22 protein-coding genes are annotated in these 23,621 nt (G+C 33.0%); 6 read left to right on the top strand and 16 right to left on the bottom strand.

Annotated elements, in window-relative coordinates; all coding sequences use genetic code 11:
- Positions 1-38: 38 nt before the first annotated feature.
- The 3 genes from B8T70_RS12190 to B8T70_RS12180 form a co-directional block, all read right to left on the bottom strand.
- Positions 39-1,904 carry an alpha,alpha-trehalase gene (locus B8T70_RS12190; protein WP_086895018.1) on the bottom strand — a complete coding sequence of 622 codons (1,866 nt, stop codon included), beginning with the start codon at positions 1,902-1,904 and terminating at the stop codon, positions 39-41.
- On the bottom strand, positions 1,894-3,114 hold the full coding sequence (locus B8T70_RS12185) for a sugar MFS transporter (RefSeq protein ID WP_086895017.1): 1,221 nt from the start codon (positions 3,112-3,114) through the stop codon (positions 1,894-1,896). The genes B8T70_RS12190 and B8T70_RS12185 overlap by 11 nt, the downstream gene beginning before the upstream one ends.
- An 87-nt stretch (positions 3,115-3,201) precedes the next feature.
- On the bottom strand, positions 3,202-5,847 hold the full coding sequence (locus B8T70_RS12180; protein WP_242667466.1) for a TonB-dependent receptor: 2,646 nt from the start codon (positions 5,845-5,847) through the stop codon (positions 3,202-3,204).
- A gap of 157 nt (positions 5,848-6,004) precedes the next feature.
- Between B8T70_RS12180 and B8T70_RS12175 the strand changes: the two genes are divergently transcribed.
- Positions 6,005-7,033: a LacI family DNA-binding transcriptional regulator gene (locus tag B8T70_RS12175; protein ID WP_039114797.1), complete on the top strand. Its 1,029-nt coding sequence runs from the start codon at positions 6,005-6,007 to the stop codon at positions 7,031-7,033.
- Between the two features lie 122 nt (positions 7,034-7,155).
- Here the strand turns inward: B8T70_RS12175 and B8T70_RS12170 are convergent, their stop codons facing one another.
- The gene (locus B8T70_RS12170; RefSeq protein ID WP_039114799.1) at positions 7,156-7,950 is read right to left on the bottom strand and encodes a DUF2797 domain-containing protein; all 795 of its coding nucleotides are present in this window, start codon (positions 7,948-7,950) and stop codon (positions 7,156-7,158) included.
- Between the two features lie 299 nt (positions 7,951-8,249).
- Between B8T70_RS12170 and B8T70_RS12165 the strand changes: the two genes are divergently transcribed.
- The 3 genes from B8T70_RS12165 to B8T70_RS12155 are packed head-to-tail and all read left to right on the top strand — an operon-like array spanning position 8,250 to position 10,743.
- Positions 8,250-9,758 (top strand): GH3 auxin-responsive promoter family protein, encoded by a 1,509-nt coding sequence (locus B8T70_RS12165; RefSeq protein ID WP_039114800.1) that lies wholly within the window; start codon positions 8,250-8,252, stop codon positions 9,756-9,758.
- Entirely contained in the window at positions 9,758-10,483 is a 726-nt protein-coding gene (locus B8T70_RS24105; protein ID WP_207621528.1) for a hypothetical protein, read from the top strand. The genes B8T70_RS12165 and B8T70_RS24105 overlap by 1 nt, the downstream gene beginning before the upstream one ends.
- Positions 10,484-10,491: 8 nt before the next feature.
- Positions 10,492-10,743, top strand: coding sequence for a hypothetical protein (locus B8T70_RS12155; RefSeq protein WP_039114801.1), 252 nt, complete (start codon positions 10,492-10,494; stop codon positions 10,741-10,743).
- 510 nt (positions 10,744-11,253) lie between these two features.
- Here the strand turns inward: B8T70_RS12155 and serB are convergent.
- The 6 genes from serB to B8T70_RS12125 form a co-directional block, all read right to left on the bottom strand.
- A complete protein-coding gene (serB, locus tag B8T70_RS12150; protein WP_039114802.1) occupies positions 11,254-12,486 on the bottom strand; it encodes a phosphoserine phosphatase SerB in 1,233 nt (410 codons plus the stop codon).
- A 269-nt stretch (positions 12,487-12,755) separates the two neighbouring features.
- The gene (locus B8T70_RS12145) at positions 12,756-13,199 is read right to left on the bottom strand and encodes a VOC family protein (RefSeq protein ID WP_086895015.1); all 444 of its coding nucleotides are present in this window, start codon (positions 13,197-13,199) and stop codon (positions 12,756-12,758) included.
- 30 nt (positions 13,200-13,229) lie between these two features.
- On the bottom strand, positions 13,230-13,670 hold the full coding sequence (locus B8T70_RS12140; protein WP_039118394.1) for an SRPBCC domain-containing protein: 441 nt from the start codon (positions 13,668-13,670) through the stop codon (positions 13,230-13,232).
- Positions 13,671-13,676: 6 nt separating this feature from the next.
- The gene (locus B8T70_RS12135; protein WP_039114807.1) at positions 13,677-14,087 is read right to left on the bottom strand and encodes a VOC family protein; all 411 of its coding nucleotides are present in this window, start codon (positions 14,085-14,087) and stop codon (positions 13,677-13,679) included.
- A 147-nt stretch (positions 14,088-14,234) separates the two neighbouring features.
- Positions 14,235-14,585, bottom strand: coding sequence for an SRPBCC domain-containing protein (locus tag B8T70_RS12130; protein WP_086895019.1), 351 nt, complete (start codon positions 14,583-14,585; stop codon positions 14,235-14,237).
- Between the two features lie 37 nt (positions 14,586-14,622).
- Positions 14,623-15,030 (bottom strand): VOC family protein, encoded by a 408-nt coding sequence (locus B8T70_RS12125; protein ID WP_086895014.1) that lies wholly within the window; start codon positions 15,028-15,030, stop codon positions 14,623-14,625.
- Between the two features lie 141 nt (positions 15,031-15,171).
- Here B8T70_RS12125 and B8T70_RS12120 point away from each other — a divergent pair, with 141 nt between their 5' ends.
- Positions 15,172-16,137, top strand: a complete 966-nt coding sequence (locus B8T70_RS12120; RefSeq protein ID WP_086895013.1) for a GlxA family transcriptional regulator — start codon at positions 15,172-15,174, stop codon at positions 16,135-16,137.
- Positions 16,138-16,217: 80 nt separating this feature from the next.
- Here the strand turns inward: B8T70_RS12120 and clpX are convergent, their stop codons facing one another.
- The 5 genes from clpX to B8T70_RS12095 all read right to left on the bottom strand — a co-directional run bounded on the left by clpX (position 16,218) and on the right by B8T70_RS12095 (position 21,077).
- The gene (gene clpX, locus B8T70_RS12115) at positions 16,218-17,450 is read right to left on the bottom strand and encodes an ATP-dependent Clp protease ATP-binding subunit ClpX (RefSeq protein WP_039114812.1); all 1,233 of its coding nucleotides are present in this window, start codon (positions 17,448-17,450) and stop codon (positions 16,218-16,220) included.
- Positions 17,451-17,620: 170 nt separating this feature from the next.
- Complete coding sequence (gene clpP, locus B8T70_RS12110; protein WP_039114814.1) at positions 17,621-18,295, bottom strand: ATP-dependent Clp endopeptidase proteolytic subunit ClpP; 675 nt, start codon at positions 18,293-18,295, stop codon at positions 17,621-17,623.
- 172 nt (positions 18,296-18,467) lie between these two features.
- The gene (locus B8T70_RS12105) at positions 18,468-19,793 is read right to left on the bottom strand and encodes a trigger factor (RefSeq protein ID WP_086895012.1); all 1,326 of its coding nucleotides are present in this window, start codon (positions 19,791-19,793) and stop codon (positions 18,468-18,470) included.
- A 119-nt stretch (positions 19,794-19,912) separates the two neighbouring features.
- Complete coding sequence (locus B8T70_RS12100) at positions 19,913-20,257, bottom strand: phage holin family protein (protein WP_086895011.1); 345 nt, start codon at positions 20,255-20,257, stop codon at positions 19,913-19,915.
- A gap of 55 nt (positions 20,258-20,312) precedes the next feature.
- Positions 20,313-21,077 carry an alpha/beta fold hydrolase gene (locus B8T70_RS12095; protein ID WP_086895010.1) on the bottom strand — a complete coding sequence of 255 codons (765 nt, stop codon included), beginning with the start codon at positions 21,075-21,077 and terminating at the stop codon, positions 20,313-20,315.
- 214 nt (positions 21,078-21,291) lie between these two features.
- Here B8T70_RS12095 and B8T70_RS12090 point away from each other — a divergent pair, with 214 nt between their 5' ends.
- Positions 21,292-22,710, top strand: a complete 1,419-nt coding sequence (locus B8T70_RS12090; RefSeq protein WP_086895009.1) for a hypothetical protein — start codon at positions 21,292-21,294, stop codon at positions 22,708-22,710.
- A gap of 54 nt (positions 22,711-22,764) precedes the next feature.
- On the opposite strand, the gene B8T70_RS12085 is transcribed toward B8T70_RS12090, so the two are convergent.
- A complete protein-coding gene (locus tag B8T70_RS12085) occupies positions 22,765-23,619 on the bottom strand; it encodes a DUF4249 domain-containing protein (RefSeq protein WP_086895008.1) in 855 nt (284 codons plus the stop codon).
- Positions 23,620-23,621: the final 2 nt, after the last annotated feature.

The raw sequence follows: 23,621 nt of genomic DNA, 5'->3' as shown, positions 1-23,621 counted from the left end.
AGCCTAAGAATATTAATTCTTAGGCTCTTTTATTTGTTCTAAAACAATGTATCAGGATCTGTTAGTTTATCTAACTCCCCTTTTAATTCTGTTTTTAAAATGCTCAATCCAAGCTGATATGAAGCATTCATCCAACCGAAACCTTCTTCGGTAATATAATCGAATGCTGTACCTACATTCCCATATTCGGCAAATATTTTAAGGGAACTGGTTTCTAAATTAAATTTCTCAGGAATAGTTCCGTTATAATCTATCGCATTGCGAGTAATAAGCCATAACCATCTATAAACCATTTCCTGAGCTTCATCTATATAATTATAGTTTAGTAATCCTTCCCATAAAAACATTTGATGTGGCGCCCACCCAAAAGGGTAATCCCATTGTCGTTGTGGAGAGTTTACATCTAGATCATCAATTGCTTCTTTGGTACTTCCTCCGATTCCTCCTTTTAATTTAAATTTAGGCAATACCTTTTTCACTAAAACTTCCGCTTGCTCTTTGCTGCATAATTTTGCCCAAAGCGGATAAAATGTTGCTGCGGCATCAAATGGATGCGGTTCATTTTTTATAAAATTATAATCATAATAAATCCCTGCTTCCTTGTCCCAAAGCAATTCATTAATTTTCTCTTTTCTTAAAGCTGCTTTTTCTTTCCAATATTCACTAGAATATGTTGTGTGTTTTTCATCTACAAAATGATTATCAAACTCTGTTTCAATCAGGAAAGCAATATCCGTTTCATATTTATAAAGCAAACTATTTAAATCTATCGTGTTTAAATCGGCACAAACATTTACAAATCGATTCGTTGTATCATGACCACTTTCTCGCATGCTGCGATCGTGAACAAAATAAGCATCCAGACTTGCATCGGTAATTTCTCTATCAAGATATTTCTTTTCAAATTCTCTTAATGGCAAATTATATAACAACGCGTATTTTTCCAGAACATCATCAAAATGTCCTACCTCAACTTCAAACGGAAGTCCAATTCCTTCAGCTTTATATCGGTTTAGTCCATTTGGCGTAAGCCTCTTCCCTTCTTGCATCCAAACGGTTTGATATTCTTTTATTGCAGTATGAAGATGTCTTGTAATCCAGTCTTTTTCTGGCTTAGATTTTTTTGTAATCGCAACAATTAAAGAAGTATATAACGGTGGTTGTGTTCTCGTTAAATAATAACTTCTATTGGCATTAAGAATCTTGCCATAATGGTCTATTTGATATTTAAAATTCTCGGCAATCCCTACCGCAAGTTCTGGTTTATTATCTAGTAAAAGTCCAATAGCAATAAAGTAGCTATCCCAACCATACATTTCGTTAAACCTGCCTCCCGGAACTACAAACGGAATACCTTTCATCTCCTTATTATCTTGTTGCAATGCCAGAGCCAAAATCCCAGGTTTTTTATTTAAAGTCAAAACATATTCTGATGAAATATTTTCGGCTAGCTGAACCACTTTTAACTTCGGAATGGATGCTTCTAAATTTTTAAAATACTCAAAAGCTACAGCATCTGTTGCGGGAACATATAAATAAGAAATTGCATTTTCTATTTTTTCATCTTCTACAATTTTTGCAACGCCTTTTGCATCGATAGTTCTCGTTAATCCATTCCAATATAAATCCTTTATTTTTCTGGAAATACGGCTTACAGGATTCTCTATTATTTCGGCACTATCTATTTCTGCAAATTCTGAATTGCTTTTTTTAGCCAATGCCAATTCCTGTAATAAATTAGACAAATAATAAGTTCCTTCAACATTTAGAGAATTTCCATTTTCGTCTTCCAATAAAAAACTTTTTGGCCCATTATCGTCAATCGTAATTTTTTTATCACCATCCGTATCTTCTTGTGCTAATAATCTCTGAAGCGTCTGATTTATGTTTAGTTTAAATTTCATTTTTAGTAGTTATTTTTTTTAATATAAAGAATGAGACCAATAATAATGACATCGGAATCAATGTGTAATAAAATGCATTTTGTGGTCCTTGATTTTGGAATAACCATCCTATTATTCTTGAACCTATCGTTCCTCCCAATGCAGAAAACACTACAATTAATCCGGTCATGGAGCTATGCAACTTTTTAGGCAAAGCACTTAATATAACCGAATTGAGCAACGGATAAATAGGTGCAATAAATAACCCTACGAGCGGAAATGCAAAACCTATTAATGGAATTTCGCTAAAGGAATGAATTGTTTTTACCTCTAGTCCTACTGCTTTTGGCAATACAAAAATTACAATGAGCATAGCGCATATAATACAGAAACTCAATACCCAAATCCAGTTTATTTTTTTGGTGATTTCTCCCGCCAAGATTCTTCCTATTGCCAATGAAATAGCCAGAATACTTGCCATCATTATACTATTATTTTCTGATAGGTGAAGTACTTTATCATTAAATGTTGGCAACCAAGACATGATTCCCTGCTCAATCATTACGAATAAAAAAGCACTTACTACAAAAACTATAACTAATGATTTTGCCATTAGTTTTATCATTTGTACAAAATCATCGGCAAGATTAGCCCCAGGAATTTCTACAGGTTTTTCTATTTTTATAAAGAATAAAAAGCCAAATGATAATAATGTCAATAAAGCTAAAAACCAATACACATTAAGCCAGGAATCGGGATTAGTATCATTATTAAAAGCTGGAAATAAAAAATATGCCAGCGCAATTCCTATCATAAAAACGCCCTCGACACTACTCATTAAAGCGTTGTGCTCTTTCTGATTATTGGTTACTGTACCAATAAGCGAATAAACGGATACTTTTATCAAAGCAAAAGAAACTCCAACGGTGGCAAAAAGCAATTTGGCATAATTAAAAGAGTTGCCATAATATATGGCAATACAGGCAAAAGTTACCAATCCTAACCCAATAAGCATTGCTTTTTTATAGCCTATTCTTGGTAAAAATGAAGCTATTAAAAACGATACAATTGCAATAGGCAAATCCTTAAAAGCTTCTAGAATACTAGCTTGTAATTCATTTACGCCATAATTTTTTTGCGCTTTTAAAATTACTATCCCTACGCTGTTTAGTAATATTGCAAATACAAAGTAATTGAGATATAATACTGCTGTTATTCCTGCTTTTTTCATCTTAACATATTGATTTACTAACGAATGTAACAAAAAACCAAATGCCGTTATTAAAACAGCATTTGGCTGAACTAATTAATATATAAACTAAAAGTTGATTGCTACAGAAAATCTGAAAGCACGTCCTAAAATAGGTCTTGCCAAAAACACATCTGTATCTGATGTTGATTGTCTTGGATTTCCTTCTGTCAAACCAATTTCATTGAATAAATTAGTTCCATCAACAGCAAATCTTAAATTGTTAACGATGTAGCTTAAACCTGCTCCAACTTCTTTAAAAGCTGGTAAAACTTGTTCGTTGTCCTGATTTGTATATTTTTTATCAAAATAAGAATACTGAACATATCCTGATAATCTTTTGGTTATATCAACTTCTGGTCTTATTACACAAAAGAATTTAGGAATTCTACGAGCCGTGTTTCCGTTAAAATTAAACGTACTTCCATCGGCATTTTGTCCTGTAAAATTATCATACTCTGGATTTTGAACTGTAAAATTAAAGTTCAATCTTGCAATACTATATCTTAAATTAGTTTCTACTTCTAAACCTAAATTGTTTACATCGGCGAATTTATTTTCAGATGTTCCATCTGCCAATATATCTGTAAAGGCAACATTTTTTAAATTCATGTGAAACAAATTAGCATTTACCGAAAGGAATGAATTAGCATATTTATACCCCAACTCTAATTGGTTTACAAACGTATTTTCTAGTTTACTCAAATCTTTAGCATTGTCATAAAATGACTCTTCTATTGGTGATCTAAAACCGTGACTGTATCTTATATAAGAAGCCATGTTTTCATTAAACTTATAATTCCCTGCTGCTGTATATGAAAACTCGCTTACATCATATTTCCAGTATGTATAAGGATTTCCTTGTATTGTAGTTACTGCATCATCGGCTGTATTATTATCTAGAACTCCTAGATTCTCAGCACCAAAACGTGCATTATCTCTATATCCTGAATATACATTTTTATCGTATCTCACGCCAGCATTAAACGTTAGGTTATCTGTAGCTTGGATTTCGGCATCAACATAAAAATCATTTAATTTTCCTTTTGTTTCGGCATCTCTTTCAAGCCAGGTAATTCTTTCTATTCCGTTCCAAGTATGTGCAATTCCGCTTGCCGTATTATTTACATTTACTAATCTTGGATTATCGGTAACATCTACCAGATAGTTACTCCAGTTCCAGTATTGTTTCGATTTCCAGTTAGAGTAATAATACCCAACAGTAAGATTAACAGGTTTTAAATCGAAATTAAAAGACAGGTTATTAGCAAAATTTTCCATTTGTTTGTGAATGTACCAATGATCTGCTCTCATTATTAATGCATTTGGATCTAATGCTGTATTATTATCTACGTAAGTATAACTCAAATCTCCTGTGTTTGCTGGAGCTAATTTTTGCACATCTGTTGCATAACCATCTTGTGTCCATGGTCCTCCGCTACTATAAATTGCATTGTAATTCAAGTCTATTTTAGTATTTCTGAATGCGTTTTTTATGGTAACTTTATCAGCGACTTTCTTTTTAAATTCGGTACCAATAGCATCTACAACTGGGTGAACTCCATCTTCTAAATCGGCATTGAAAGTTCCACCTCCATATTGTGGTACACTTAGATGAGAAAAGTTGGCAGAAGTTAGCGTTCCATAATTTGGATTAAACCCAGCTACTCCTTCTACTTTTCCGTTATTGCTTTTTAATGGAATTGGTAAATAGAATGTATTCCTGTCATCTAGTTTTTTGTAATTTAATCTTAAATATCCTCCGTCATCAAACTTATAGGTAAGATTCATTTTTACTTGTCCTCCTTTGTTTGCTGTAAAACCAGTTTTTCTTATTCCGTCATCGGCTCTATAAAATCCTCCTACATTAAAAAACAGTTTATCTTTAACCAATGCTCCTCCTAAATTAAGATCGGTACGGAATAATCCATAATCTCCAACAGTAAGTTTTGCTTTTCCCTGAAACTCATTTTGTCCTGTTTTCGAAATAAAATTGACAATTCCTCCTGGTGCATTCGATGCAAAAATCGATGCTGAACCTCCTCGAACGGCTTCCATTTTGCTTACTGTTTCGTCAAGTCTGTACCAGTTATCTGCATTTGCAAATTGCAAAGCTCCATCTTCAAAAACGGCTAAACCATCTTCCTGTATTTGCACATATTCATAGGCTCCTGCCGATGGAATTCCTCTTGCAAAAAGGTTATTTCCTACTTCTCCTCCCGATGTTTCTACAACAAATCCCGGAATAGTCTGGAGAATATCTGCTGTACTTATTGGCGCTCTGCTCTCGATTGCTTTTGCTCCTAAAGTCGTAATTGCAATACTCGATTCTAGTTTTGACCTTGGGTTTGATGATCCTGTAACGACTACTTCTTTCAAACTTTGTGATTCGGCCTCTAAATGAAAATCGGCTTTTGAATTTTCTCCGTCCTTAATTGTAATGCTCTTTTGAGTTGATTTATATCCTACGTTTGTAACAAGAATAATGTAACTTCCTGCAATAAGATTCGGGAATGTATATCCTCCATCTACATCTGTGCTCACTCCTTGTGAAGTGCCTTGAATAACAACATTTGCTCCCGGTGCTGTTTGTCCGTTTTCATCGAATACTTGTCCAGAAATACTGCTTTTTTCTTGCGAAAAAACCATTGCTGGAAGAATAAATAGCAATAACATCCAGAACGACATTATTGAGCTAGAATTAAACTTTTTCATGATTTATTATTTGGTTAGGTTATTAGTTAGGGTAAAACTATTGCCTATTTATTTATATCAATGAAGAATTTCGCCGAAAACGTTTTCGATTTAACCGAAAACGTTTTCGATTCATTAAATTTAATTAATTATCAATTAGTTTTATTACATTTATTCAATGAATGATACCAGACTTATAGACATTGCTGCCGCTTTAGGAATTTCTGTTACTACAGTTTCAAAAGCGTTAAAAGGGTACACTGATATTAGCGAAAATACCAGAGCAAGGGTTCTTGAAATGGTAGAAACGATGAATTACAAACCCAATGCTAATGCGGTAAACCTTAGAACTAACGAAACCAAAACTCTTGGTGTTGTTATTCCTACTATGGTGCATCATTTCTTTTCGAGTGTTTTAAACGGAATTATAGACGAGGCCGAAAACAGAGGTTATCTTGTAATTATTTTGCAATCTAATGAAAAGTATGAACTTGAAAAAAAACAGATTGCTTTGCTGCAGCAAAAAAGAGTTGATGGAATTTTAATTTCGCTATCAAATGAAACTGATGATTTCTCTCATATAAATGATGCTATAAAAAAGAATACTCCTGTGGTTTTATTTGACAAAATAGCCAAATTGGTCGATTGTTCAAAAGTGATTATCAATGACCGAAAAGCTGCTTATGATGCAGTAACGTATCTAATAAATAAGGGATATAAAAAAATTGCTCATTTTAGAGGTTCTTATACTCCTCAAAATTCTATTGACCGTTTTCTTGGATATAAAAAAGCACTCGAAGATCATAATATTCCTTATGACCCTACTCTGGTTTATTTATGTGATCACAACTCCGATTTTGAAGATGGTTATGCCAATGCTCAAAAACTAGTTGAGGAACACAAAGATGTTGATGCAGTTTTTGCCATCACCGATTTGGTAGCTATTGGTATTATAAAATACCTCAACGATATGCATATTAAGATTCCGGAGCAAATTGCCGTTTTTGGTTTTAGCAATTGGTTTATGTCTACCGTAATTTCGCCAAAGCTTACCACGATTGACCAACCTGGTTATGATATTGGTCAACGTGCAGCTGCTATATTAATAAATGAGATTGCTCAAATTAAAGAACATCTTCCTGTTATTCATCAAACTATCGAACTCCCAACACTCATTATAGAGAGGGAATCGACGATAAGAAATTAATGATTACCCATTAATTTCAATTATTCCAACCATAGAAACATAGCTTAACTTTCGAAGTATAAAAAAGACGTTTCACTTAAAATAAACCATATAGCACTATGTGTTAAATATCAATTTTAGAATTATACATTTATTGTCACTACATATCCTTCGGATCCACGGATATTAAAAACTGTTCCATCTTCAAACAATAAATACTGTCCTTTTATTCCAGTAAGTTTTCCTTGAAAAGTTGGTGTTTTATCTAGACTTAAACTTGCTACTTTTTTTGGATATTCAAGAACAGGATAATGCAGTTCGTACAAATCATTTTTCTCTGGATAAAAATATTCGCGAACTTCGTCAGGAATCAAACTTTCTACTTTAGATTTTTCAAGAATCAAATCAACAGTTTCGATATTATTCTGAAGCATTTTTCTCCAATTTGTTTTATCGGCATAATGATTCTTTAACGCTACCTCGGTAATTCCTGCTAAGTAACGATTTGGAACTTCTACAATCGATAAGGCTTGTGTCGCTCCCTGATCTATCCAACGTGTAGGCACTTGTGTCTTTCTGGTCACTCCTACTTTTACTTCACTAGATAAAGCCAGGTACACAATATGTGGTTGTAATTGTACTTTTTCTTCGTATACCAAATCACGATCCTGAATTCCTAAATGTGCCGTACTTAATTCTGGTTTCATAATCCAATCTCCAACAGCTGGACTTGAATAAAAACAATCATAGCAAAATCCCTGACGGAATATTTTCTTCTTCTTACCACAATTCAAACATTGAAAGCCTACAAAACTAATCTCAATTTCTTTATTCAATAATTGATTAACGTTGATAAAACTGTCCTCAAAAACCAAATAATATTGAATTGGATTCCCCATTTCGGTTTGCATCTTTGTAAGTACGCCCTGATATTGCATTAGATTTTAATTTTTAGTCCCGAAGCTATCGGAAGTTGATTTTAGATTTTAGATTCGTTCACAAGAATTTAAATCTCGATACTGTTAAAACTCCATTTTTGAAGTGGAATCTTTGCCATAAATAGAATTGTCATTTATAAAAAAACACTATTTTTGATACAACGACAAAGTTAATATTTGTGCGTCGATATTCAAATTTTAAATTTCTTGATTTTACACCCATTGTACTATCTGAAATTTAAAATCTAATCCCGAAGCTTCGGGACAACAATCTAAAAATTAAAATCTAAGATTTCTCCATGCCTCTATCAATAATCAATTCATTTGCCTCTTGGGTTCTTAAACAAAGAATTCATCAAATAGAACTTTTTCTTAAATATCCAAATGAAGTTCAGGAAGAACTCCTTCATAATTTATTACTGGCTGCCGAAAATACCATTGTTGGAAAACAATATGATTTTGCTTCGATAAACTCATACAAAACTTTTTCTGAAAGATTACCTATTGCAACTTACGAAGAATTACAACCTTTAATTGAACGCACTCGTCAAGGTGAGCAAAATGTTTTTTGGGAGACTCCAATAAAATGGTTTGCAAAATCTAGCGGAACTACAAATGCTAAAAGCAAATTTATCCCTGTAAGTAATGAAGCTCTAGAGGATTGTCATTATAAAGGAAGTAAGGATTTATTATGTTTGTATTTGAATAATAATGAAGATTCGGAATTGTTTCTGGGCAAGAGTCTTCGCTTAGGCGGAAGTTCTCAGATTTATGAAAACAACAATACTTTCTTCGGAGATTTATCGGCTATTTTGATTGAGAATATGCCTATTTGGGCAGAATTTAGTAGCACACCTAGCAATAAAACTTCGCTTATGAGCGAATGGGAAACCAAAATTGCTGCTATTATAAATGAAACTAAAAATGAAAACGTAACCAGTTTTGCTGGTGTTCCTTCATGGATGTTGGTTTTAATGAATCGTGTTCTGGAAGATTCTGGAAAAGGAAATTTATTTGAAATCTGGCCAAATCTGGAAGTCTACTTTCATGGAGGTGTAAGTTTTTCTCCTTACAGAGAACAATACAAAAACATATTACCTAAAAAAGATTTTAAATACTACGAAATATACAATGCTTCTGAAGGTTTCTTTGCCATTCAGGATTTGAATAATTCCAGTGATTTATTGCTAATGCTAGATTACGGAATCTTCTATGAATTTATCCCGATGGAGACTTTTGGGAAACCAGAGCAAAAAGTTATTCGATTGGCAGATGTCGAATTGAATAAAAATTATGCAATCGTAATTACTACCAATTCTGGTTTATGGCGTTATTTAATTGGTGATACGGTTCGTTTTACTTCATTAGACCCTTATAGAATTCGTGTTACAGGAAGAACTAAACATCATATTAATGTTTTTGGTGAAGAACTTATGGTCGAAAATACCGATCAGGCTATTGCCAAAGCGTGCCAGTTAACAAATACTGAAGTTATAGATTATACTGTAGCTCCAATATTTATGCAAGACAAAGAAAAAGGTGCACACGAATGGATGATTGAGTTTAAGAAAAAACCTGCTGATATTTCGCAATTTCAAAAAGCTCTTGACGAAACCTTACAATCCCTAAACTCCGATTACGAAGCCAAACGTTACAATAATATGACACTAAATCCTTTGGTGATTAATGTTGCAAGAGAAAATTTATTCTACGATTGGTTAAAAGAAAAAGACAAATTAGGCGGACAACATAAAATTCCGAGACTTTCGAATCAAAGGGATTATTTGGAGCAGTTGAAAGGGATGTGATGAGCAACATCAATAAATACGAACTTAGAGAACCTCAACTTGAAGCCGAGATTTACTACTTAACTGAACAAGAGGGTGGGCGCAAAACTGCTGTTAACAATGGATATCGTGGTCAATTCTACTATAACGGAAAAGACTGGGATGCTCCACAACAATTCATAGACAAAGAAACTTGTAATCTAGGTGAGACAGTAAAAGTTTATTTACAAACATTAAGTACTGACTTTCATATTGGGCAATTTTTTGTTGGACAGGAATTTGAGACGAGAGAAGGTGCCAAAATAGTTGGTAAAGGAAAAATCACCCGTATAATAAGACCAGACTTTAATTACTGGGATGGCTCTACCTTTCTAAAATCACTTGATAAAAGTATTGAGCCATATTCTGATGCTACTGATTTCCTTAAATTTCGCATGGACCTTGAAAATTGGTTAATCGAAACAGAAATAATTAAAAACATTGAGTTTGAAATGACTGGAGATTTAGAGTGCATGATGTTGATAAAATGTAAACTCATTAACAAAGATTTACAACCAAGAGAAGTAGCATATAAAATTATTGAATGCTGGAAAACTAAATTAACAAATTCAAATCAACTTTATAAAATTGAAATGAACACAAGTTTTAACCACAATAAAAATCAATCACAAACTGACAAATTCGTTTTATCGTTTGCAACTTGGCATTCATTTTTTTTAACTGGACAAATTATAGTTCAAAGATAAAATTTAAAATGAATTTAAAAGAGAAACTAAATAAATGGACGGATATGGATATAGCTATTCATCACATTGCCGTTGAATTAAGTTTATTTGAAACTGACAACTTCCCTGGATACTTGTGGATTCAATGGACAGAAAACAAATACAATGATTTCTTAAAAGACATATTACAGAAGTTGATCGAACTTAATATGCTAGAAATAAATGAGAATGAAGGTACGATTAGGTATAACAAAAACTTTGAAATAGAAACTAAACCATAATTATCCTCACAGCTATCGCGAGCGTCTCGCTCGTGAACACAATCATGTATAGCCCGACCCGTTTTTTATACGGGACATGCACCGCTGCTAGCGCGAGCGTCCCGCTCGTGAACACAATAAACTATAAATATATATCTTGCGGGTACGAGCGAGACGCTCGCACTAGCGCTGAGGGGTTTCTTATTAAGATTCTTCCTGCCTCAGAAAGACAAGATTGAGTAAAAACCTGTTAGAGCTTTATAATTTTATTCACGATTAGATCGCATGAGGGATAGCAATGGAAATCCTTTTTGTTTTTTTCTTTAAAAAATAAAAAGATTACTTCGTCAATTCGCTTCGCTCGGGTGGAATGTATAGCCCGACCCGTTTTTTATACGGGACATGCCCATAAAAAAACCTCAGTTTAAATTAAAACTAAGGTTTGTTTTTTTTGTCAGGCTGAGCGGAGTCGAAGCCTATTCCTACTCATAAGCCTTCGACTCCGCTCAGGATGACATTATTATAAATAATCTAAACAATCATATCGATATAGCGGTCATGGTACCCTAATAGGTACAAAACTCCATCGAGTCCTAGACTGGAAATAGAAGTTGATGCACTTTCTTTTACGGTTGGTTTTGCATGAAAGGCGATTCCCAAACCTGCTAAATTTAGCATTGGTAAATCGTTAGCTCCATCTCCTACTGCTATGGTTTGATTAATGTGGATTCCTTCTTTTTCGGCGATGGCTCTTAAATATTCGGCTTTCTTTTGACCATCTACAATTTCTCCTAAATATTTACCGGTTAATTTACCATCTTTAATTTCTAATCGGTTGGCATGAACATAGTCGATACCTAATTCTTTTTGTAAATAATCTCCAAAATAGGTGAATCCCCCTGATAATATAGCGGTTTTATATCCGTAATATTTTAGGGCTTTCATTAAGCGATGTGCTCCTTTGGTGATTGGTAATTTTTCGGCAACGGATTGTAAAACGTCTTCACTCAAACCTTCTAACAATGCCATGCGTTGCTTGAAACTTTCGTTAAAATCTATCTCACCGTTCATAGCCGATTCTGTAATTGCTCTTACTTGCTCTCCTACTCCATTAAGCTCTGCCAATTCGTCAATTACTTCGGTTTGGATTAATGTTGAATCCATATCGAAACAAACTAAACGTCGGTTTCTTCTATAAATATTATCTTCCTGAAATGAGATATCTACATTTAAGGTTCTGGAAATTTCCATGAAACTTGCCGTCATGGCAATTTTATCTACAACATCTCCCGTTAGTGATAATTGTATGCATGAGCGAGGATATTCTTCTTTTTCGACTACTGATGTTCTACCAGTTAATCTTATTATAGAAACGATATTCAGATTTTGATCAGATAATAATTTAGCTACTGCTGCCAACTGTGAAGCAGCTAATTCCTCTCCTAGAATATTAACAATATAACGTTGCTTAGATTGTGTTTTTACCCACTTTTCATAATCTTCGATAGAGATTGGGATAAACTTTACCTTAACTTCTAATTCATAAGCTTTAAACAACAAATCTTTTAGAACTGGTCCTGAAGTTGAACCAGCTTGGATTTCGAACAAAATCCCCAGAGAAAGTGTGTCATGAATATCGGCTTGACCTATGTCTAGAATAACGGCATCGTAAGTTGCCAATACTGCTGTTAATCCTGCTGTAACTCCTGGTTTATCATGACCTGAAACTTTTAATAAAATAATCTCTTTATCTTCTGTTGTCATTTTATCTTTATTGATTTAGAAGTGACAAAAATCGGCAATCTATTGTTGATAAAAAAGAATATGCTTTGTTTTCTTGTAAAGAAAAAACACAAATCGATATGATTTATTTAAATAATTTAATGTTCCGTTCTAATACTTAAAATAACTTGTATAGAAGTAATTTTTAATAAAAAAAGATTATTTAGAACAACTAAAAAAACAAGCAAGTCTTGTTCTAAAATTATTCTAAATAATCTCCTGAATTAATTACCTCGAGGTAATAATTTAATTTAGCTACTTGGCATATTTTCATCAAAATTCACCATCCAGTTTACTCCAAATTTATCGGTAAACATTCCGAAGTAAGCTCCCCAAAAAGTTTTACCCATTGGCATAAATGGATTCCCTCCTGCTGAGAGTCCGTTAAAGATTCTGTCACCTTCTTGTGCACTTTCGACATTAATTGAAACCGAAAAATTCCCTCCAAAAGTCACCTTTCCTGATTGTTCGGTACTATCGCTTCCCATTAAAATGGTTTGTCCAATTGGTAAACTAACGTGCATAATTTTTTCTGCTTCTTCACTATCTTTTGATACTTGAGAACAATTCTCGTCTGCAGGCATATCTTTGAATTTTCCAATATATGCAAATTCACCTCCAAAAACTGATTTATAAAATAGAAATGCTTCTTCGCAATTTCCATTAAATATTAAATAGGGATTTACTGCTGCCATGATATTTTATTTTTATTGTTAGTGTTTTTATTATTTTTCTTCTGATAATTCTTTTACCATTTCTAATCCTTTCGGAAAAACTTCTTTAAAATAATCTATATATTTCTCGAGCGTATCAACTTTAGCTTCGAGAACTGTAAAACCATCCTCTTCGGTCAATCGATAGGTTTCCATTGCTCCACTCCACTTTTTTGTTGCTTCATCGATGGGTAATTCTTTAAAGTCTTTTATTTCACCCAAATGCTTAAAAGCCATATATTCATTTGGAATTTTAGTTTCGATAACACTATACATTCCTTCTCCGTTAGGCGACATGAAATGTATTTTATCGCCTTCATTCCAATCACTTATAGTGTGTGAACCTTCGCAAAAAACACTTGTCCATTTTTTGTAGGTTTCGTCCTCCCATAAAACTGACCAGATTTTTTCTACTGGAGCTTTAATTCTAATTGCAAACTCTAAAGTTTCCATGAGATTTTATTTTGGTATTTTGCTAAAATCCATAAATAAAGAATTCCAACGGTGTCCATCTAAATCTGCAAAAGCACAACCGTACATCCAATCACGACTCTCGGCAGGAGCTGCAAAAACATTTCCTCCAGCTTCCTGAACTTTTTGAGCAAGTGCATCTACTTCTTCTTTACTTTCGGCATCTATAGAAATTAAAACCTCTGAACTTGTTTTTGTATCTGTTAATTTATTTTGAGAGAAGTCTGTAAAGATATTCTCTTCAAAAAGCATTATTACAAATTTACCATCGCCAACAAGCATGCAAGTTGAATTTGGTGTATCATGTTCTTCATTAAATGAAAATCCAATTTTTGAGAAAAAGGCTTTCGATTTTGCTACATCTTTTACTGGCAGATTAAGCCATATTTGTCTTGTCATTTTTAATATTTTTAAGTTATTATTTTTTAACCATCTTTTAGAAAAACCTTTGAACCTTTGCCTCTCTGAACCTTTGCGCCTTTGAACCTTCCTTTAATTACTCTCTACATAACTTTTGAAATTATCTAAAATTGCTTGCCATCCTTGTTATTGGAAGTTTTCTGGATTTTGTGTTTCAGGATCAAAACTTTCTATTACTTCTACTCCGTTTGGTGTTTCTTTAAAACTAATTTCAACCTTTCTTCCATCGGCCATTGCGTATTTAATAGCTTCATTTTCTTTTACCAAGGTATATTCTCCTTCAAAATCAAAACTCATACTTCCGTCTCTGGCTGCCATTGTCGATTTAAATTTACCTCCTGCTTTTAAATCATTTTCGGCATATGGCGTATGCCAATCTGGGGAAGCATTATTCCATTCTTGTATATGTTTTGGTGTTGTCCATATTTCCCAAACTTTTGCTATTGGAGCTTTTATTGTACTTTGTACTGTTATCATATTCAATTGATTAAAATTATACTTTATAAATTGATTTTTATTTTTTTGGTGCTTGACTTTCATCCATGAAAAATATTTCCCAATGGTGTCCGTCTATATCTAAAAAAGCTTTTTGATACATCCAACCGTAATCTTTGGCTTCCATATATTCGGTTCCGCCAGCTTTTACTACTGCTGTAATTATTTCATCTACTTTTTCCCGGCTATCAACAGATAACGCCATTAAGATTTCGGTTGTTGTTGCTGTATTACAAATTTGTTTTTTAGTAAAAGTTTTAAAAAACTCTTCTGTCAAAAGCATTGCAAATATATTTTCTCCGATTTCTAAACAAGCTGCTTTATCATCTGTGAAATTTAAATTGAATGTAAAACCTAATGCTGTAAAAAAAGCCATACTGCGATTTAAATCTTTTACTGGAAGATTTAAGAAAATTTCTGTTTTCATTTTTATATAAATTTACAAATTATTTAAAGCAAATTTAAAGTAATCGTCTAGCCTTTAGACCACAATAAAAGTCATTTTTGGGGTCATTTAAGACAAAAAAACTATTTTTGTATAAGTCATTTTCATTAAAAAAGAGAAATAATGAGCAAAAAAGTTGGGTTAATCGTTCCGCATGACTATAAATTATTGAGTATTGCAGCTATTCTTGAAGTTTTTGAAACTGCTAATAAATTGCATCCTGAAGGTGAAAAACCATTTGAAATATTCGTTTTTCAATCGTCTGAACAAATGGAGCAAGAAAAATTATTTAATTATAAAGTTAATTCTATCCAATCTTCTGAAGAAAAACTTGGATTGGTTTTAATTCCTGCATTTACCACGGATGATATGAAGGGAATGATTGCTAAAAACAGCCATTTTATTCCTTGGCTAAAAAAACAACATTTGCTTGGAGCAGAAATAGCTAGTTTCTGTACTGGTGCTTTCTTACTTGGTGCTTCGGGATTATTAGATGAAAAGCTGGCAACAACTCATGTTGACGCTTGTAGCGCTTTTAACCAATCATTTCCTTTAGTAAATTTAAAACCTGAGGAAACATTAACCGCAGATGGAACTCTTTATACTAGTGGCGGATCTACTTCGTCTTTTCATTTACTGATTCTTTTGGTTCAGAAATATTGCGGAAATGAAGTTGCTGTACAAATTGCCAAGATATTTGCTATTGATTTAAACCGCCACAAACAAAGTTATTTTAGCACTTTTAGACCTAATCATTTACACAATGATACTCTTGTTGCCCAATTGCAACACAAGATAGAAAACGAATACAGTACAATAGAAAAACTGGAAGAGGTCACTAAAGATATCCCAACTAGTAACCGTAATATGACTCGAAGATTTAAACAAGTAGTTGGAATTCCTCCTATAGAGTATTTGCAAAACATTCGTGTAGAGAGTTCTAAAAAGTACCTCGAGCAAACACAACTTTCTATATCTGAGATTATTGAAAAAACTGGTTATAATGACCCTAAATCTTTTAGAAAAGTTTTTTATAAAATGGTCGGAATGAAACCCATAGAATATCGGGAGAAGTTTAGAGTGAGATAAAAAAAATCCCAGCAATGCTGGGATTTTTAATTTTTAATCTTTGTCTGGGTCTTAGACTTTGACAAATTTATTTTAAAACATTACGAAGCAATTTCTAATCGTTTCAATAAATTTTTATTCAATGTTTCTTTAGCGTAATCTTGATCAATTTCTAATGTTTTAACATCTGAACTTGGTAAATCGTACATCGCATCAGTTAAGATTGCTTCGCATAATGAACGCAATCCACGTGCTCCTAATTTATACTCTAAAGCTTTATCAACAATAAAATCTAAAGCTTCATCAGTAATTGTAAACTCTACCTCATCCATTAAAAACAATTTTTGATATTGTTTAATTAATGCATTTTTAGGCTGAGTAAGAATTGCACGCAATGTTTCTCTATCTAAAGGATCCATATGCGTTAAAACTGGTAAACGACCAATGATTTCAGGAATCAATCCAAAGTCTTTAATATCTTTTGGAATGATGTATTGCAATAGGTTGTCTTTGTCGATATTATCCACATTTTTTGATGTACTATAACCAACTGCCTGACGGTTTAAACGTTTTGAAATAATACGTTCTACTCCATCAAAAGCTCCTCCAGCTATAAACAAAATATTTTGTGTGTTTACCTCAACAAATTTCTGGTCAGGGTGCTTACGTCCTCCTTTTGGTGGTACGTTTACAACTGTTCCTTCTAAAAGTTTCAATAATGCTTGTTGAACTCCTTCGCCCGAAACATCACGTGTTATTGATGGATTATCGCTCTTACGAGCAATTTTATCTATTTCATCAATAAAAACGATTCCTCTTTCGGCTTTAGCCACATCATAATCGGCAGCTTGAAGCAAACGTGTCAAAATACTCTCTACGTCTTCTCCAACATATCCTGCTTCGGTTAAAACGGTAGCATCAACAATTGCCAAAGGAACGTCTAACATTTTTGCAATGGTTTTTGCCACTAATGTTTTTCCTGTTCCTGTTTGACCAACCATAATGATATTACTTTTTTCTATCTCTACTTCGTCATCCAACTGTTGTTGCATTAAACGTTTGTAGTGATTGTAAACCGCAACAGACATTACTTTTTTGGTTTGATCCTGACCTATTACATATTGATCTAAGAATGCTCTAATTTCTTTTGGTTTCTTTAATATTAAATCACCAACTAGTTTAGCGCTTCCGCTTGATTTTAATTCTTCTAAAACAATTCCGTGTGCTTGTTCGATACACTTATCACAAATATGTGCATTAATACCAGCAATTAATAAATTGGTCTCTGGCTTTTTTCTCCCACAAAACGAACACTCTAATACTACTTTTGCCATCTATATTTAGTTTTCAGTATCAGTTCTCAGTTCTCAGTTTTGAAAACTGCGACTGTAAAACTGTAAACTGATTTTATTTAACCTAAATTTTCATCTTCAAATTCACAAAACAATGCACTTTGTAACTTAGTGCCTTTGCTCCCGAGACTTCGGGATTGAACCTTAAAAATTTATCCTCTTCTCAAAACTTCATCAATCATTCCGTACTCTTTAGCTTCATCAGCAATCATCCAGTAATCGCGCTCGCTATCTTTATGTACTTTATCAAAAGTTTGCCCTGAATGCTGAGAAATGATGTTGTATAATTCATCTTTCAATTTCAACATTTCACGTAAATTGATTTCCATATCTGTAGCAACTCCTTGAGCTCCTCCTGATGGTTGGTGAATCATTACTCTTGAATGTGGTAAAGCCGAACGTTTTCCTGCTGCTCCTGCACACAATAAAACAGCTCCCATAGAAGCAGCCATTCCTGTACAAATTGTAGCTACATCTGGCTTGATGTATTGCATTGTGTCATAAATTCCTAATCCTGCATAAACGCTTCCTCCTGGAGAGTTTAGGTAAATCTGAATATCTTTAGACGCATCTGCACTTTCTAAAAATAACAATTGTGCCTGAACGATATTTGCAATTTGATCATCGATTCCTGTTCCCAGGAAAATGATTCTATCCATCATTAATCTTGAAAAAACGTCTAACTGTGAAATATTCAACTGACGTTCTTCGATAATATATGGAGTCATATTAGTTGGATTCATTGCACTTACGATTTTATCGTAATACATAGCATTCACTCCTTGGTGCTTTGTAGCAAATTTTTTAAATTCTTTACCGTAGTTCATATTTATTTGTTCTAAGTTGTACGTTACTATATTGTATATTTTATTTCATCAAAGGTCATACCTCTTTATAAACAATGCCAATATGTCTTATTTTAAATTTGAAATCTAAAAAAAGAGAGCGTCAAAGAAAAATATTCTTTTGACGCTCAAATATACTTATTTTTTTTAGAAATTATTCTCCGTAAGAAACTGCAATAAATTCTTCGTAAGTTACTTCTTTAGTTGTTGGGTTTGCTTTTTCTTTAAACAATACCAATAACTTCTCTGCAACAACTTGCTCAGAAAGTCTTTTTACTTCTTCTTGGTTTGATAATACTCTTGCTACAATTGCCTGAACTTCTTCGTCAGTTGGATTTGTTTGTCCAAATTGAGCCATTTGTTGTTTAATAGCGTTTGTTGTAAATGCTTTCAAGTCTTCAAATGTAATTTGGATATTACTTTGGGCCATTGCTTTTCCTTCAATTAATTGAAAACGCAATCCTTTTTCAGATCTTGTGTATTCAACTTCTGCTTCTTCTGGAGATAATTTTTTCTCACCTACAGTTTGCAACCATTTTTTAAGGAATTCAGCTGGCAATTCAAATTTAGTGCTCTCGATTAAGAAATCCTGAACATCTAATAATAATTTTTGATCTGCTTGTTGTGCAAATTGAAGCTCTGCATCTTCTTTAATTTTTGCTTTCAAATCTTCTAATGAAGCTACTTTACCTTCACCAAAAAGTTTGTCAAACAATTCTTGGTTTAATTCTGCCAATTCTGCACCGTTGATAGCTTCGATAGTAAAATTAACATCTACTTCAAGACCGTGAACGTCATCATGACTTACTTTTAAGTAATCCATTAATTGGTGATCGTCTTCAAATAAACCTTTAGTGTTTACAGTTACAACATCTCCAACTTTTTTCCCGATGAATTTATCAGCAGTTTTTTTATCTTTAAAGATAGAAAGTGAGATTGTTGTAGTATTGTTGATTCCTTTTTCTTCGTTTGTAAAAGTTCCTGTAATATCAGAATCTGCTACAACTACGTCTTGAGGAATTGCTTTTCCAAATTGTTTTTGGATACGCTCTACTTGACCATCAATTAATTTATCATCTGCAGTAACGATATATTTTACGATATCATTTTTAGCTTCAAGATTAATTTCAAAGTTTGGTACTAAACCAATTTCGTATTCGAATACTAATTCTTCAGCATCCCAATCAAAATTTTCATTTTCTTTAGCAAGTGGAGTTCCAAGAAGATTTAATCTTTCAGATTGAATATAACGCTCCAAAGCCAAATCAACTACTTTTTTAACTTCTTCTTGTTTAATAGATTTCCCGTATTGTTTTTCAACAAGGTCTTTTGGTACCTGACCTTTTCTAAAACCTTTTACAGTTGCCAATGGCATTTTTTCGTTTATTCTTTTTGCTACTTGACCTTTGTAATCCATATGAACAACGTTCAATACAATTGTCTCATTTACTGCGTTTATTGCGACTCTTTTAATATCCATCTTCTTCTTTAATTTACATAATAAAATTGGGTTGCAAAATTATAAAATTTTTGCAACCCAACCAAGCTTTTTAATATATTGATAAGAAGTGCTTTTTAATACACTTTCTTATTACTCATTTATTTATCCTCTCCTAACACTTTATATGTAATCGACTGTAGTATAGATAGTACGATACTAAAAATTAATGCTGTCCAAAATGAGTCGACTGTAAACCCGCCAACAATTTTAGTACACAGCAAAATAATTAGCGCATTGATAACTAATAAAAACAACCCAAACGTAAGTAAAGTAACTGGCAATGTGAACAATACCAACAATGGTTTTATAAAAACGTTAAGCAATCCTAATACCACAGCAACAATTAAAGCAATAGTAAAACTAGCTACATGAACGCCTGGCATAAAATGAGCAATTAGCAATACTAAACCTGCGGTAATCAATATTCTGAGTAATAATTTCATATTTTTTCGTTTTAAAATTCATTTAAAAGTAATAAAATTTTCATCAAAAGAATAATTATTTCTTCAAAAACTCAATGGATAGTTCGTAAAACATCTTAGGATTTTCGGCATGTAGCCAATGTCCAACATTAGGAATTGTCTCGATACTTGAGTCTGGAAAATGCTGTTTGATATTCTCAAAATCCGAATCTAAAATATATCTTGAAGCACCTCCTCTAATAAACAATGTAGGGTTATTAAAAACTAAATTAGTATCTAGTTCTTTACCAATAGCTTCTAAGTTTGTATTAAAAACTGGCAAATTAAATCGGAATGCTAATTGTCCCGGTTCAAGCCAATACAAATTTTTCATTAAGAATTGTCTTGTTCCAAAATCAGATATATACTCTGCTAAAATAGCTTCGACATCATTACGACTTGGTTTTACCGAAAAATCGACTGCATTTAATCCCGCCAAAATATCCTGATGGTGTTGCGGATAATATTTAGGAGCAATATCGGCAACAATTAATTTATTAACTTTTTCAGGATGTGTTGCTGCAAAAAACATAGCCGTTTTACCTCCCATCGAATGCCCTATTATATCGACTTTATCTAAATTATTAGCTTCACAATATTCTAAAACATCTTGCACCATCGCCTCATAAGTAAATACATCCGAATGAAAACTGCGCCCGTGGTTACGCAAATCTAAAATATGAACCTGAAAACCATCGGCAGCAAATTGTGTTCCAAGCGTTTTCCAATTATCAGACATTCCTAAAAATCCATGAAGAATTAATAATGGCTTGCCTTCGCCTTCTATTTTTGAGTATAACATTTAATATAATTTTATTTTTAATTGACTAAATCATATTACAAAGGTAAAAAACTAATTTAACCTAGCGAAAATCACTAAAATCAGGTATTGTGAGATTGTTAAATAACACTAATTTTGCTTGAGATTTTGACTCTTTTTATAAGAAAAAAATCTAAAATCAACCAGGTCAATCAAAAAGATTGATTAAATATACCCTTAACATAAACCCTTTACCATGATTAAAAAATTACTTCTAGCTTCTGTGATTATTTCACAGTTGGCTATTTCGTGTTCGAGTAATGATGACGAACCTACTACAGACCCTACTGTAACTACTCCTAAAGAGGAAACTCTACAGGAACAAATTGAAAGAATTAGCAAACTACCTTACTCTTCTTTAGCTCCTGCTGACCAAAAAGTAAAACTAGAAGTTGAAGCAAATGAAATGCTTGTACAAATGGAGAAAACGAAAACTTCTGGTGCAATCGAAGCTATCCAAAATTTAGGAAATTTACTAAGTCTTAGCCCAGCTGATATTTTTGGCGGAAAAAATGGAAATGAAGTAGAAGACATTTTAAAAGTAGCTGATGTTTACGGTATTTATACTTGGAACAACACTGACAAAATTTGGACTAAAGCATCTTCAAGTACAGAGTTAAAATTTGTTTTCCCTGCTAAAGCAAATGGAACAGAAAACAACGTAATATTTTCTGCTAAAAGTGTTTCTTCTGACATAAAAGTAGCGTTTACAGATACTTACGGAAGCTGGTCATATGACCCAATAAAAGAAGAAATGATTCAAACTCCAACAATAAATGATTACTTCTTTTTACCTACATCTGCAGATGCAATTTTAACAATTGGTGGCGCTCAAGCTGCAACTTTTGTAACTAATGCAAAATACACTAACGGAATCGTAGCTCCAGACCAAGCTAGCTACAAAATGGTATTAAACGATGGATATACTCTTGAAGTAACTGGTAACAAAAAAGCTACTGACAACACTGGTAAAGGTTCATTTACATATAACGGAAAGAATTTAGTAGAATTTACTGCAGGAAGTACTGCAGATATTGATGGTTTATTAAAAGAAGAACCACTTGCGCAATACAGAGGTAAAGCCAATGGATTAGCAAAAATCATGGATAACTTTCTTATTGTTGCTAATACAGACAATGAAGCAGAAGCAAAAGATGATGAAGCTTTGGAAAAAAGTTTAGTTTATCCTGAGTACCCTGGTGCCTATAATAAGCTTAGCACTGATTACAAAGCATATTATACAGCAAGAAATACATACCGTCAAAAGTATTCTGAAGGTAATGTGAATAATTATAATAAAAATACGAAACTGATTTTAGTATCTAAAAAAGACGGAACTAAGATTGCTGATATTATCCAACGTTCAGAAAAGGGAGACAGCTTCACTACTATATTACCTGTTTGGGTAATTCAGACCAACCTTGAATATTATCCTGATGGAGGATATTGGTCATGGAATGGAACAGGGGAAACAATAATCAACCAAGAATATGAAGAAGTATCTTATTTAAAATTCAATGACAATACTCAAGTAGAAATGAGTGTTTATTTCTCTAAAGGATTTGAAAATATAAAAGCGGACTTCGATAAATTTTTAGGAAGTTTTAAAAGATAATTTACCTTTAAAATAATTAATCTAAAGCCGATTTGAAAACAATTCAAATCGGCTTTATTTTTTTGGAGTTGTTTTAACCTGAACTGTACTTTGTCCGTAACCAGCCCAAATACCTACTCCATCTTTTATATTTGATTTTAAACTTGTATTTGAGGGATAAATTGGGTTTTTACTGTTTACTATTTCGTTTTGCCAACTGTTCCAGAAATCAAATGCCTCTTTGTTCATCGTTCTTAGTTTTACAAAAATTAAATCGCCGTCGGTAAAATAAGGCGTAAACTTAGTTTTAGGAAAAAGTAAAATCCCTCTGTTTATTTGCATAGAAACAGAATGAGTTTCAAATTTTTCATCATCCAGATTCCCATAAAAAGCAGGAACAAAAATTGGCTCTTTCTTATCTATTTTTGTAGCAATTTGATAATAATTTTTTTCGTTTACAGGATCATCAAACTTTATAAAAGCATATCCTGCAGTATCACTCACATTCTTCTTTTCGTATGTTGCACTTATAATTGGTACTGTTTTAGGAATACTTGTAGTAGCTTCTAATACTCTATTTAAATACTCCACTTTTAATGTATAGACCTTCCCTGCTTTCCCAATTATCTCGCTACCAAAATATACAAATGGCGGAACTCTGTCATCATCATTCCTAACTCTTAAAACCTCTGTTGTTTCCCCATCCGATACTGTTATCTTAGCCGAACGTATTACGTGATCCAAAACATTGGTCGAATCAATAACATCGTTTATTGGTATCGTCCTCGATAATATTACTCGAGCGCCATCTCCCTCTTCAATCCAACCTTCAACGGCTAGTTTCGATTCTAATTTAATTCCGTCACTAAAAGTGTCGTTATTACAACTACACACTACAATTATCAAAAGAAATAAAATATACTTTTTCATCG

The organism is Flavobacterium sp. AJR (genome assembly GCF_002156885.1).
Taxonomy (GTDB): Bacteria; Bacteroidota; Bacteroidia; order Flavobacteriales; family Flavobacteriaceae; genus Flavobacterium.
Note: the sequence above shows the minus strand (reverse complement) of the source record. Positions and strands in the feature narration are given on the sequence as shown.